Origin of the sequence: Streptomyces sp. NRRL S-1022, assembly GCF_000720135.1 — a bacterium.
Classification (GTDB): domain Bacteria; phylum Actinomycetota; class Actinomycetes; order Streptomycetales; family Streptomycetaceae; genus Streptomyces.
The window spans coordinates 112892-125585 of the sequence record NZ_JOIU01000021.1; the positions used below are offsets into that span (position 1 = coordinate 112892).

General features: G+C 72.6%; 13 protein-coding genes and 1 tRNA gene. 11 read left to right on the forward strand and 3 right to left on the reverse strand.

Annotation, left to right across the window (positions count from 1 at the left end; translation table 11 throughout):
* Positions 1–49: 49 nt before the first annotated feature.
* Positions 50–838, reverse strand: coding sequence for a precorrin-6A synthase (deacetylating) (cobF, locus tag IG05_RS0128515; RefSeq protein ID WP_030346891.1), 789 nt, complete (start codon positions 836–838; stop codon positions 50–52).
* 93 nt (positions 839–931) lie between these two features.
* Positions 932–1438 (reverse strand): DUF309 domain-containing protein, encoded by a 507-nt coding sequence (locus tag IG05_RS0128520; protein ID WP_030346892.1) that lies wholly within the window; start codon positions 1436–1438, stop codon positions 932–934.
* Positions 1439–1543: 105 nt separating this feature from the next.
* On the opposite strand from IG05_RS0128520, the gene IG05_RS0128525 reads away from it, so the two are divergent.
* The 3 genes from IG05_RS0128525 (at position 1544) to IG05_RS0128535 (ending at position 3647) form a co-directional block, all read left to right on the forward strand.
* A tRNA-Pro gene (locus tag IG05_RS0128525) sits at positions 1544–1617 on the forward strand.
* A gap of 336 nt (positions 1618–1953) precedes the next feature.
* On the forward strand, positions 1954–2484 hold the full coding sequence (locus IG05_RS0128530; protein ID WP_030346893.1) for a hypothetical protein: 531 nt from the start codon (positions 1954–1956) through the stop codon (positions 2482–2484).
* On the forward strand, positions 2481–3647 hold the full coding sequence (locus IG05_RS0128535; RefSeq protein ID WP_037814854.1) for an MAB_1171c family putative transporter: 1167 nt from the start codon (positions 2481–2483) through the stop codon (positions 3645–3647). The genes IG05_RS0128530 and IG05_RS0128535 overlap by 4 nt, the downstream gene beginning before the upstream one ends.
* Before the next feature lie 49 nt (positions 3648–3696).
* On the opposite strand, the gene IG05_RS0128540 is transcribed toward IG05_RS0128535, so the two are convergent.
* The gene (locus tag IG05_RS0128540) at positions 3697–4182 is read right to left on the reverse strand and encodes a hypothetical protein (RefSeq protein ID WP_051790347.1); all 486 of its coding nucleotides are present in this window, start codon (positions 4180–4182) and stop codon (positions 3697–3699) included.
* A gap of 233 nt (positions 4183–4415) precedes the next feature.
* Here IG05_RS0128540 and IG05_RS0128545 point away from each other — a divergent pair, with 233 nt between their 5' ends.
* The 8 genes from IG05_RS0128545 to IG05_RS0128580 are packed head-to-tail and all read left to right on the forward strand — an operon-like array spanning position 4416 to position 12582.
* Complete coding sequence (locus tag IG05_RS0128545) at positions 4416–5657, forward strand: sedoheptulose 7-phosphate cyclase (protein ID WP_030346896.1); 1242 nt, start codon at positions 4416–4418, stop codon at positions 5655–5657.
* On the forward strand, positions 5654–6412 hold the full coding sequence (locus IG05_RS0128550) for an SDR family NAD(P)-dependent oxidoreductase (protein WP_051790350.1): 759 nt from the start codon (positions 5654–5656) through the stop codon (positions 6410–6412). Before IG05_RS0128545 ends, IG05_RS0128550 begins: the two co-directional genes overlap by 4 nt.
* Positions 6413–6444: 32 nt before the next feature.
* Complete coding sequence (locus IG05_RS0128555; RefSeq protein WP_051790352.1) at positions 6445–7176, forward strand: HAD-IA family hydrolase; 732 nt, start codon at positions 6445–6447, stop codon at positions 7174–7176.
* Entirely contained in the window at positions 7173–8237 is a 1065-nt protein-coding gene (locus IG05_RS0128560; RefSeq protein WP_078894554.1) for an ROK family protein, read from the forward strand. The genes IG05_RS0128555 and IG05_RS0128560 overlap by 4 nt, the downstream gene beginning before the upstream one ends.
* Positions 8234–9331, forward strand: coding sequence for an alcohol dehydrogenase catalytic domain-containing protein (locus tag IG05_RS0128565; RefSeq protein WP_030346900.1), 1098 nt, complete (start codon positions 8234–8236; stop codon positions 9329–9331). Before IG05_RS0128560 ends, IG05_RS0128565 begins: the two co-directional genes overlap by 4 nt.
* 40 nt (positions 9332–9371) lie before the next feature.
* On the forward strand, positions 9372–10277 hold the full coding sequence (locus tag IG05_RS0128570; RefSeq protein WP_078894556.1) for a sugar phosphate isomerase/epimerase family protein: 906 nt from the start codon (positions 9372–9374) through the stop codon (positions 10275–10277).
* Positions 10274–11356 carry a zinc-dependent alcohol dehydrogenase gene (locus IG05_RS42605; RefSeq protein WP_051790356.1) on the forward strand — a complete coding sequence of 361 codons (1083 nt, stop codon included), beginning with the start codon at positions 10274–10276 and terminating at the stop codon, positions 11354–11356. Before IG05_RS0128570 ends, IG05_RS42605 begins: the two co-directional genes overlap by 4 nt.
* The gene (locus tag IG05_RS0128580) at positions 11353–12582 is read left to right on the forward strand and encodes an MFS transporter (RefSeq protein ID WP_107051436.1); all 1230 of its coding nucleotides are present in this window, start codon (positions 11353–11355) and stop codon (positions 12580–12582) included. The genes IG05_RS42605 and IG05_RS0128580 overlap by 4 nt, the downstream gene beginning before the upstream one ends.
* Positions 12583–12694: the final 112 nt, after the last annotated feature.

The following is a 12694-nucleotide window of genomic DNA, read 5'->3' on the forward strand; positions in this document are numbered from 1 at the left end:
GCCGCTGCCGGCCCCTGCGTTCCGGTCCCGACGCTCCGGCCCGGGCCGCTCAGTCCGGGGCCCGGCCGTCCCGCGCGGGATGCCGGCGCAGCAGGTACGTGTCCATGATCCAGCCCTTGCGCTCCCGGGCCTGTGCCCGCAGCCGCTCGATGCGCGGGCCGGCTTCGGCGATCGGACCGGCGACGAGGATCTCGTCCGGCGTGCCGATGTAGGCGCCCCAGTAGATGTCCATGTCCTCCTCGGCGTACCGCCGGAAGGCCTGGTGCGCGTCCAGCATCACCACCACGTCGTCCACCCCCTCCGGGAAGCCCTCGGCCAGCCGCCGCCCGGTGGTGATCTGCACCGGCCGGGCGACCCGGTTCAGGCCCGTGCGGTGCCGGGCGACCAGCGCGGAGACACTGCTGATGCCGGGCACCACCTCGTGCGCGAACTCCACCGTGCCGCGTTCCCGTACCTCGTCGAGGATGGCCAGCGTGCTGTCGTACAGCGCCGGGTCCCCCCACACCAGGAAGGCGCCGGTGCCGTCCTCGTCCAGTTCCTCGGTGATCAGCCGCTCGTAGATCCCGGCGCGGGCACTGCGCCAGTCCCCGACGGCCGGCGAATACGCCGCCCCGCCCGCCTTCCGGTCCCGCTCGGGATCCCGGGCCTCCACCACCCGGTACGACCCCTCGGGCAGGTGCGCGTCCAGGATGTCCCGGCGGAGCCGGGTCAGATCACTCTTCACCTCGCCCTTGTCGAGCAGGAAGAACACGTCCGTGCTCCGCAGCGCCTTGACCGCTTGCAGGGTCAGCTGGTCGGGGTCGCCCGCGCCGATACCGATGACATGAATCTTTCGCACGCCCCGAGTCTGCCGCACGCCCCGACGGGGGCCTCGGCCGCGGTACCGCTGCCCGCGGGGCCGCCGCCCCGGCACGCTGCGAGCGCGCCCGGTTCAGGGGCCCAGGCGGGGTGCCTCGGTCCGCGGGTCCACCGGGGCCGAGGTCTGTTCCACCCGGCCGGCCAGTTCCCGCGCCCAGCGGGTGAGGCCCGGCAGGTCCAGCCCGTACGGCCGGTCCTCGCCCCGCCCGGTCTCCCACTCCTCGACCGCGCCGGCGCCCCGCCGCAGCAGCCGCGCCCCGCCGACGGCGTTCCCGCGGGCCGCGTGGGTGAGTCCCACCGCCAGCTGGGCCAGCCCCCGCCACAGCGGGCGCTCGTCCCGCGGGCCCGACTTCCAGGCGTCCTCGAACACCTCGTGCGCGTGGAACGGCCGCCCCTCGGCCAGCAGCGCCTGCGCCTCGGCGACCGTCTGCTGCGGTGCCCGTGCGATGCCCTCCGGCTGCCGCGGCACCCCTTCGGCCCCGTACGGCAGGGGGCGCCCCAGCCCGTCCCGCGGCCGCGCGTTCCGGGCCCGCCCCGTCACGTCCCGGTCCCTGGCATCCGATGCGCCCGTGTTCGTCATACCGCCGATTGTCCCCCGCCCCGCCCGGGTCTTCTTCGGCACACCCCCCGGCGTGGGGTAAAGTGCTGTCCGCGCGATCACGCGGGGCACCGCGGGTGAGCGCACCGGGACGTGGCGCAGCTTGGTAGCGCACTTGACTGGGGGTCAAGGGGTCGCAGGTTCAAATCCTGTCGTCCCGACGGGAGCAATGCTTCGTAGCCACGGGCTGGAGGCCCTACCTCACTACTGTGTGGTAGGGCCTCCAGCCATGCACCGGGCTCTTTCGTCGTATTACCCTGCGCTTTCTTCAGGCCAAGTCCGCCTGCTTTCCAGCGCTTGCATTGATGCCCGTATTGGGTGGGTCACCGCCCCTTCGGCCGCCTCCGGTGCAGCCCGGCCCGCGCCCCGGGTGCCCCTGCCGCCACAAAGGTCCTGTTCCACGCCCTCTGTTACGGTTAGTAAAGCGCTGGTTACACGAGAGTGATCTGAGTCTCTTTTTCGTTGGCGCGCGCCAGCGGGTGTCGTAGAGTTCAGCCATGCTGGGCAAACGGGGAATTTCAGTGCGGGGATGGTCTTCCCGTGCACGGGCGGATCGACTGCGTGACGCTCAATTACGCAGCCACAGTCGCCATTTGATACGCCGACTCACGCCGCAGTTGCCGTTCAGTGTCACCGCTCTCTGTGCCGAGCTGAGCGAAATGCGCGACAGGCCGATCAGGCTTATGGAGTGGGATCTGCCGGCCGACGGGCCGTTCGGTGTGCTGGTATCCCGTGACCACGAGGATGTCATCGTCTATCAGGCGATGACCACCAAGGCGCATCAGGCGCACATCATTCTTCATGAGGTCGGACATATCATCGCGTTCGATCTCGCAGGCGAGCGACCGCCCGCCATGGTGGACCGGACCTGCTATTCCGACCGCGACGAGCGCGACGCCGAGATCATCGCATCGACGATTATGTCCGAGGCAATTTCCATGGGCCGGCGCGTGCGAAGCCACGGACTGGACGAGCCGTGGCGGCCCTCGGTGTACAACAGTCTCGTCCTTACCGATGGAGCGGTGTGAGCGCGCTCAATTTCGTGGCCATTGCCACGCTCCTCGGTGGGGCTCTCTGGACGTTGCCCGCTCTCATCCGGCGGCGTTTGCGTGATCCCATGCGTCTCCATCTCTGTCTGGCGCTGCTGCTGATGGGAGCGGGGAACGTACTGGCCCAGCCATCCGTCCTGAATGTCGTCGACGGCGTCACCTTCGAGGGCTTCTCCAAGGTCACGTACAACGTGGAAGTCCTGGTCGGCCTCAGCCTCATGGTCGGCTTCCTGCGGGAAAGCCCGCTGCGGCGCTGGGCGCCGCCGTGGCCCTGGGAAGTGGGCGCGTGCCTCGTCTGCCTCGCGGGGATGCTCGCCGTGACCGCGTTCCTCCCGGCGCAGCTGCGCAATCACGTACTGACGTCCGCGTATCTCGGCGACTGGCGCGTGCGCACGTTCTACAACTTCGGCAACTTCTACCTGCTCTTCGGCTACGCGGCCAGTGCCTACCTGGCCGGACGGCATGCCCGACGAGGCCGTTCGCTGCGGCGGCTGTCGTTCAACATCATCGCCGTCGGACTGACCGGACTGGCTCTCACCTGTATCTTCCGATTCCTGTGGGTGAATCTGCCCAGCCTGCGCGGAGACGAGCGGCTGATCGACTATGCCGATGTCTTCCTGTTCGGCCAGGTCGCCGCCATCGTGGTGTGCGTGGGCCTGAGTCTGCCCTTCTTCGTCAGTGTCGTGCAGATCGTGCGGGAGATGCTGGACCACTGCAGGCAATACCGCGGGCTCGAAGAGCTGTGGTGCCAACTGGCCAGGGCATATCCCGAGTTGATACTGGATCAGCGCAGCCGTCGACGCCGCGTCTTCCTCGCGAGTTCCCGGGCCGTGTACCGGCGTTACGTCGAATGCCGGGACGGTCTGATCCGGCTCGGCCCTTATCTCCGGCTCGCCTCCCAGGAGATGTCGACGCCCGAACCGCAGGAAGACCTGCGGGCGTCCGCCGATCTCATCGTGCGCGCGCTGCGGCTGCAGGGCGATCAGGGGCCGCGCGACGGCGGTCCGCCGACGGAGGCGGTCTTCGTTCTCGCTCCCCGCTGCCCGTCCAGCATGGACGGCCACGACTACGAGGAGGATCTGGGCACCCTGGTCCGGCTCTCCCGCGAACTGTGCGCCATGCGCACCTACGCGTCGGTCTGAGGCGGCGTCCGCTCGCCCCGGCCGGCGCGAGAAGTCGGCGGTAAGCGGTTCACCCGCTCTCAGGCTCGTCTCCCGAGGACTTCCCGGCGTCCGCGGACGGCGACGCCTTCTTGGAGGCGTCCAGTACGTCCATGATCGACAGTAGTTGCTCGCGCAGTTCCGGAGTCAACCGGCCGGCCCGCATGGCAATGGACTGCACCTGCCGGTCGGCGAGCGCCGTCGCCCACCCGTCCTGCGACTTCGCGGGGCGTCCCGGGGGCTCCTCGTTGATGAGCGCGCTCACCGACACCGGCAGGCTCATGTCCCGGGACTGGAAGTACTTGACGATCGCGGAGAGCACGCTGACCGTCGGGTTGGTCTGCGAGCCGTTGCGCAGGGCGGTCAGGTAGCTCCGGGAGATCGTCACGTCGTGGCTCGGGTCCTGGGAGATGGCCTGGGCGACCTCCGACGTGGACGGTTCCCGCAGCCGGCCCACGGCATCCGGGGTGGCGGCATCGGCGAACCAGGAGTTCAGGCGTTCTGCCAGCGTAGCCATGTGGATCCCGACCTCCGTAGGCGTCGATGACTCGGGGGTTCTTCTATACGAGCACCGCGTGAGCCTCCTTTCGACGGGTGCTCCTCAGTGCTCTTGACCGCTTCGCTTACAGCGGCCCTCGGCGTGAGTGTAACACGAATGACATGGCCACAGTCATGTTGCTACTATAGTGGACAGCGAGCCGATAAAAGGCTCGTCGTGCTCGTAACGTGGCAGCTCACGCTGGAGGGGAAATGCGTAGCGGTACTGTCTTCACCCAGGGGCTTCGACACGGTGTGGGGGAGAGCCCGTACTGGACGGTCGAGGCCGTCCGGCAGGTGCGATACCACGTCGTCAGCTCCGAGGGCCTGTTCGACCCCGGCAACACCGCGCTGCTGACCGGCTGCCCTGACGCACCGATGTACCCGGGCGACCGACGGCTCGTCGTCATGGACCAGAACGTCGACGCGCTGTACGGCGGCGACGTGCGCTCCTACTTCACCGCCCACGGGATCGACGCGACCGTCGTCCCCCTGCGTGCCGACGAAGCGGTGAAGCAGTGGGACGCCGTGGCGCGGGTCGTCGACGCGATGAACGACTTCGGCATCGACCGCCGCCGTGAGCCGGTGCTCGCCGTCGGCGGCGGGGTGCTGACCGACATCGTCGGCTTCGCGGCGAGCCTCTACCGACGCGGAACGCCGTACATCCGCATCCCCACGACGCTGATCGGCCTCGTCGACGCCGGAGTCGGGGTCAAGACCGGGGTGAACTACGAGCGCGGCAAGAACCGGCTGGGCACCTACGCTCCGGCGACGGCGACCTTCCTGGACCGGTCCTTCCTGCGCAGCCTGTCCCTGCGGCACATCAGCAACGGCCTCGCCGAGATCCTGAAGATGGCCCTCATCCGCTCCGAGGCCCTGTTCGGCCTGCTGGAGTCGCGGGGTGCGGCCGTCCGCGCCGACCGGCTCCAGGGAACCACCGAGGACCTCGCCCGGGCCGCGGACGCCATCATCGCCGAGTCCATCCACCTCATGCTGGAGGAACTGCAGCCCAACCTCTGGGAGTCGGCGCTGGAGCGCTGCGTGGACTACGGCCACACCTTCAGCCCCACCCTGGAGATGCACGCCCTGCCCGCGCTGCTGCACGGCGAGGCCGTGGTCATCGACATGGCCCTGACGACCGCGCTGGCGACCCTGCGCGGCGACGTCAGCGAGGCGCAGGCCGACCGGGTCTATCACGTGATCCAGGCACTCGGACTGCCCCTGTGGAACGACGTCCTCGAAGACCCGGCGCTGCTCGACGAAGCCCTGCGGGACACGGTGCGCCACCGTGACGGACAGCAGCGGCTGCCGCTGCCGATCGGCATCGGACGGCACCACTTCGTCAACGACGTCACGCCCGCGGAACTGCGCGATGCCGCGCGGCTGCTGGGCGAGCGCGCCCGGGGCTACGCCCCCTGGGCCGGAGCGCTCGTGCCCGAGCAGGTCGGCGCATGAGTCCCGCGGCTCCCGGCGCCACGGACGGCGGCGCCAGGACAGCGGTCGTGATCGGCGGATCGACCGGCATCGGCCGGGGCGTCGCCGACGCCTGGGCCGCGCACGGCTTCGAGACCCACGTGTTCAGCCGCAGCAGGCCGGCCGGCCCGGGCGCCGAGCGACTGATGTGGCACCGGCTCGACTTCCGCGACCCCGCACAGGCCAGGCAGGCGCTGCGAGACCACCTGCCCGCCGAGGTCACCCTGGCCTGCTACTCGGCCATCTACTTCACGGCCCGGCGCGAGCCCTTCCTGGAGACCGACGAGACCGACTGGCTGGACCAGTTCGCCGTCAACGTCCACGGCTTGGCCTGGTCACTGAAGGCGGTGCTGCCGGCCCTGCGGTCCGCGGCTCCCGGACTGTTCCTGCACATCTCGTCCGAGGTGGTCTACAACGCCGGTCCGAACCGGTCCGGTTACGCCGCCACCAAGGCCGCGGCGAGTTCGCTGATCCGGTCCGTGTCGCAGGAGACGGACGCGGACGAGGTGACGTTCGTCGAGGCCCTGCCCGCAGGCATGGTCGACAGCCCCGGCATCCGGGCCCGCCGCTCACCGGGCTTCGACTACAGCGGCTACATGTCGCCGGCGGCGTTCGCCCCCCTGGCCGCCGAGCTGGCCCGTACCCGGGGTGTGCCCTACGCGGGGGAGGCCCTCGTCGTGCACGGCGACGGCACGTGGTCGCCCGCCACCCAGGGCCTGCCGGTGTCCCAGTCCTAGTCCCGTCCCCTCCGATAGTGAAGGAACGACAGATGCCCAACGCCCAGCCGGCAGCCCCGGCGGCGATACCCGACGCCCCTTCCGCGCACCTGCGCGCCTCCGCGCTGCTGTTCGACATGGACGGCACGCTGGTCGACTCGACCGCCCTGGTCGAATCCACGTGGGCGGGTTTCTGCGCACGGCACGCAGCGGACCTCCCGGAGGTCCTGGCGTTCGCGCACGGCCGGCCCACCCGGGAGACGGTCGGCCACTTCATCGCCGATCCGGAACTGGCGGCCTCGGAGACCCGCAGGCTCGTCGCGCACGAGGAGTCGGAGACCACCGGGATCACCGAGATACCCGGCGCCCGCTCGCTCCTCGCGGCGCTGCCGCGCGGCTCGTGGGCCGTCGTCACCTCGGCCGGCCGGAAGCTCGCCGAGGTGAGGCTCGCCGCCGCGGGCCTGCCCCTGCCGGAGGTCTTGGTGAGCGCCGACGACGTGGTCTTGGGCAAGCCCCATCCCGAGGGCTACCTGCGTGCCGCCGAGATCCTCGGCGTGGAGCCGGCCGACACGATCGTCTTCGAGGACTCCGGTGCCGGCGTGCGGGCAGGCCTGGCCAGCGGCGCCCGCACCGTGGTCATCGGCGGTCTCGACGCATTCGACGGGGTGGCGCAACGGCACGCCGACTTCCGCGGCTTCCGGGTCGACACGGCCGCGTCCGCGGTGGACGGGGTCGTGATGACCGTCTCCGGGCGGCTCGCCGGCCCGGTGGGGGAGCGGCGATGACCGGCGTCAAAACGACGGCCGGCGGCGGGAGCCGTGCTTCGGCCGGCTCCGCGCCGCGGACGTCGGCCGGCACTCCGCCGCAGGAGGCGGCCGTCTTCGCGGCGGACGTCGGCGGTACGTGGGTGCGGCTGCGGACCGGAGGGTTGGACGCCCCCGTCGAACGCCTCAGCTCGCCCAGCAGGCTCAACCACCCGGACCGGTCGGTCACACGGCTGCGCGAGGACATGATCGAACTGCTGTGCCAGGCGGCGCCGCGCGGCGCCCACGCGGCGATCTCCTTCGGCGCGGCCATCGACCATCTCTCCGGCACGGTCTACGGGTCGGCACCGCTGTGGGGTGCGGCGGCGGAGCCGTTCGACCTGGGGGCCGCGCTGCGCGGGCGCCGCCCGGACGTCACCTGGCAGCTGGTCAACGACGTCAGCGCCGCCCTGGTGGACTTCGCGGCCACGCATACCCGGCCCGGTCTCCGGCGCGTCGGCTATCTCACCCTCAGCAGCGGTATCGCGCTGCGCGTCGCCGACCTGGAGCGGCTGCGCATCCCCGTCGACGAGCGGGGCCTTCAGGGCGAGATCGGCCACCTTCCGGCCATGACCACCGCTCCGGAACTCCGCCGGGCGGGTCTGCTGTGCGAGTGCGGCGCGCCGGACCACCTCGCCTCGGTCTCCTCCGGCCCCGGCATCGCCCGCGTCGCCGAGCGCCTGGGCCTCGACGGAGGACCGGCGCTCACGCAGTGGCTGCCCGAGGCACTCGCGGCCGGCGACCCCCGGGCGCGGCGGCTGCTGGAGCTGTGCATCGGACCGGTGGCGCACATGCTGCGGACCCTGTGGTGCCTCGACCCGCACCTCGACCTGCTCGGCCTCGGCGGGGGTGTCATCGAGGGCCTCGGCGCCCACTACGCCGACGAACTGCGCCGCCAGCTCGGCCACGCCACCTCCTACGCCGACCCGGGACGGAGCCCGGACTGGCTCGCCGGCCGGCTGCTGTTCTGCGGTCCCGGAACGGTCGACGCACTGCGCGGTGCGCAGCGCATCGGCCGCTGGCTGCCGGGGATCGCACCGTGAGCGGCGCGGTCCACCGGGCCCTGGTGCGCCTCCCCGCGGATGCCCGGGGCCGCACCCGCGTCGAGGTCACCGAGGTGCGGACACCCCGGCTGGAACCGGGCGACGCCCTCCTGGCGCCGGTCACCGCCGGCGTGTGCGGCACCGACTGGCAGATCCTGCGCGGACTCAGGGACGATCCGACGCCCGTCCTGGGGCACGAGGGGGTGGCCCGCGTCGTCGAGTCCGGTGACACCGGTCTGCCCGCCGGCTCCCTCGTCACGGTCAACCCCACGCACCCCGGTGACCCCTCGTTCCTGCTCGGGCACAACCTGCCGGGCCTGTGGGCGGAGCGCACCCGTATCCCCGCCACGGCCGTACGCGCCGGTCTCGTCCTGCCGGTGCCGGAGGGCGCGGACCGACCGGGGGTGGCGGCCCTGGCCGAGCCGCTCGCCTCGGCGCTGTACGGCCTGGAGATCGCCCTCGCGGTGACGAGGCCCGCCGCCATGGTCGTGTGGGGCGACGGCATCGTGGGACGGCTCGCGCGCGATGCCTGGCAGCGGGAACTGCCGGGGCTGGCAACCCTGTTGGTCGGCCACGGCGCCGACGCGGTCCACCCGCGCGACGCAGGCCTGCCCGAGCTGCTCGCCGCCCTGCCCGCACCGGTCGGCGTGGTGATCGCCACGCCGCGCACCGCCACCCGGGAGGCGTTGACCGCCGTGGACCGGCATGTGCGTGGCACGCTCCTGGTCGACGTGCACGCGGGCCTGCCGCCGGGGCCGGTCCCGCTGTCGTCCGGCGAGGCCGACGTCGCGGCCCTGCGCGCCGGCAACTGCGGCGGAGAGCCCCGGCCGCCTCGGGTGCACCACGTCGACCGCCCGGCGGGCCCCCTTCTCCTGTACGGGCACCGCGGGGTGTCGGGCGGCCATCTGCGCACGGCGGTCGACCTGCTCCTGCAGCAGGGGGAGCCGTCCGGGAAGGGCGTACTGACCCATGAGGTGGACCTGACGGGTGCCACGGACCTCGTCAACTCCGTGCTGGAGTCGGACCGCAGGGCTGCCGGCGGGCGGCGCGTCCTCAAGGCGGCGATCCGGATGGGGCGGGGCGATGACGGCTGATGCCCGGCAGGAGACGGCCGGCGTCCAACGGCGGGCGCGCATGCCCCGGGGATCCGACGCGGGAACGGCCGCCGTGGCCGCCGGCCCCGCAGCGGGACCGGCCCCGGCCGTCCCGGTCACCGCAGCCCACGGCGAGCCGGCCCCGGCCGATGTCGCCGTGGCCGCCCCGCAGTGGCGCATCAGTACGGACCGGCGGGAAGCGGCCCGGGTCGCGCTCGCGGAGGGCGCCGATCAGCTGCATCTCGACTTCGGCGGGGCCCACCGCGGGCCGCCGCTGAGCGATCCGGGCGAACTGCGTGCGGCGCGGGCGATCACCCGTGAGATCCCGGTGCCCGTCCTCGCGGTCAACCACGTCAACGACATCGGCCTGGCCCTCGACCACGGTGCGGCCAACCCGGCGGCCGTCACACTGCTGGAGCGCGCCCTGGACTGCGCACGGCACCTGGGCGTACGCGTGCTGCACGTCCCCGGCTTTCGGCGGAGCCGGCCGACCACCGACGCGTTACGGGCGGGCACGGCCGACGCGCTGCGCGTCCTGTGCCGGCGGGTCGCGGCGGCGGGCCTGATACTCGCCTACGAGTCGCCCCTCGGCCCGGCCGACTCCCTCGCCCTCGCCCGGTCCGTCGGCCACCCGGCCCTGCGCCTGGTGCTGGACACCGGCAATCTCCTGGAGGCCGGTGAGGACCCGCTGCGCTTCGCCGGCCTCGTCGGGGCCACGGGGCTGCTCCTGCCGGATCTGCACGTCAAGGAGCCCGCGCACCCCACCGAGGGCGTCAGCCCGGCACCGGGCACGGTCTTCGACGCGCTGCCCCGCCTGCTGCGGCACTCGGGCGCCCGCTCGGTGCTCGTGGAGAACGACTACCAACACTCACCGACCCGCCTGCGGACGGACATCACGCTGTGCCGTACCGCCGTCGGGCTGAGCCACGCCAAGGAAGAACGATGAAGGCCATCCTGCTCACCGGCCCCCGCGCGGTGACGCTCGCCGAGGTCGACCCGCCGGAGCCCGGCCCGGACGAAGTGCTGGTCCGGGTGGGCCTGCTCGGTCTGTGCGGCACGGATCTCGGCTTCTACGACAGCAGCAGCAACTACCTCCGCGACGGACTGAAGAGCTACCCCTTCGTACCGGGCCACGAGTGGGTCGGCACGGTGACCGCTCTGGGGCCCGGAGCCGATCCCGCCCTGGCCGGGCAACGCGTCGCGGGGCACAACTTCCGTGCCTGCGGCCGCTGCCTGCACTGCCGGGCCGGCCGGATCAGGTACTGCCCGGACCGCAGCGAGATCGGCGTGCTCGGCCCGCTGCCCGGTGCGGGATCCCAGTTGATCAGCGCACCGGTGAGCACCCTGACCCGGATCCCCGGCACCATGTCCGATGCCGCCGCCGCGTTGCTGGAGCCGACCGCCGCCGCGGTGCACGCGGTGGACCGGCTCGCCGTGACCCCCGGTGACCGCGTCGCGGTCCTCGGCGCCGGCACCCTGGGACTCGCGGCCGCCCAGACGACCCGGGCCCTGGGCGCGCCCACCGTCGTCTTCGACCCCCAGCCCGCGGCCCGGGAACTGGCGCGCAGTCTCGGCCTGACCGCGCACGCCGCGCCCGCCGACGCGGACAGCGAGGCGTACGACGCCGTGATCGAGGCGTCCGGCAGCGCCGCGGCGGTCCGCTCCGCCGTCGGCCTGGCCGCCTCCGGCGGGCGGGTGGCCCAACTCGGGACGCCGCACCGCGCCGTCGACGGATTCGACGCGGCCGCCCTGGTCATCCGGAACGTCACGGTGCACGGCGTGCTGTCCGGCATCGGCTACTGGGACCGGCTGGTCGCCCTGGTGGAGTCGGGCGCGGTGAACCTGGACGCCCTCGTGGACCGGGTGTTCCCGCTCGACGACCTCGACGCCGCCTTCGCCCGCCTGGCGGACGGCGGGCGCGCCAGGCCCAAGGTCCTGGTCCGGGTCGACCCCGCGCCGCGGGACGCAGCGGGTTCCCCGGCGCGGGCGGGCTCGCGCGATGCCGCGGTCGGGGCGCGCCGGTGAGCGAGGCGGTGTCGGCGGCCGCACCGGCCGGCATCGACGCACCGACGGCGGCACGGCTGGCCGTGCTGGCCGGTGCCACCTTCGTCTACGTCACCTTCGAGGTCTTCCCGGTCGGCCTCATCCACGACATCGCCGCGGACCTCGGGGTCGGCGCCGGCCGCGTCGGACTCCTGATCAGCGGATACGCCGTCGTCGCCGCCGTCGTGACCATCCCGACCGTCGCCCTCGCCGCACGCGTCTCCCGTGCCGCGGCACTGGTGGTCTCCCTGCTGGTCCTGGTCGTCGCCGAGCTGCTCGCGGCGTCCGCCACGGGGTTCGCCATGATGGCTGCCAGCCGGGTCGCCGCGGCGCTGACCCACGGGGTGCTCTGGTCGCTGATCGCTCCGGCGGCCGCCACCCTGGTGCCCCGTGAACGGGTGGGGACCGCGACCGCCGTAGTGTTCGGCGGGTCCTCGCTCGCGGCGATCGTGGGCAGCCCCGGCACCACGCTCGTCGGTGACCTCATCGGATGGCGGGCCACCGCGCTGCTTCTCGCGGCGGCCACGGTGGTGGTGACCCTCGCGCTGGTCTGGGCCCTGCGACCGCGTCCGGCGGTGAGCGCGCCGGCACCCGGCGGCCCGGCGGACGCGCCGCCGGAGCCGCACGGCGCGGCGGGCCCGGTGGACTGGTCCGGGGTCCTGACGCTGTGCGCCGTCGCGGTGGTGCTGATCGTCGCGCACTTCCTCACCTACACCTACTTCGCCGTCGTCGTCACCGAGGTCACCGGGACGCCGGGTGCGGTGATCGCGCTGCTGGCCGTCTTCGGCGGCGCGGGGGCGGTGGGGACGTATCTGATCGGCCGCCACAACGACAGCGCTGCGCAGCGCGCCGCCGCGGTCACCATGGCGGCCTTCACCGCGGGGACCGGTCTGCTGGCCCTCGCGTGCGGTCCGGCTCCGACGGCCGTGCGCTGTGCGGTGGCCGTCGTCGCCGTAGCCGTGTGGGGCGGGGCGTTCGCCGCGGCGGGTCCCGTCTTCCAGACCGGGGTGATGCGCCTCGCGGGTGCGGACGCCGACCGTGCGTCCTCCGTCTATGTCACCGGGTTCCAGATCGGTATCGCGGGGGGATCGGCGCTGGGCGCGTTCCTCCTCGGCCATCCGGTCGGCTGGCTCCCGCTGACCTCGACCGTACTGGCTACGGCGGTCCTGGTCACCGTGTTGGCCCTGCGCCCGGTACCCGGCTCGTGAACTGTTCAATAAGCCAGGCTCAGTGTCGAGCTGCTTGTATAGTGGACAAGCGACCATTAAAATAATCCCGAGTCCGATCAAGGGCTTCCGTCACGAGAGGCACTGCATGCGG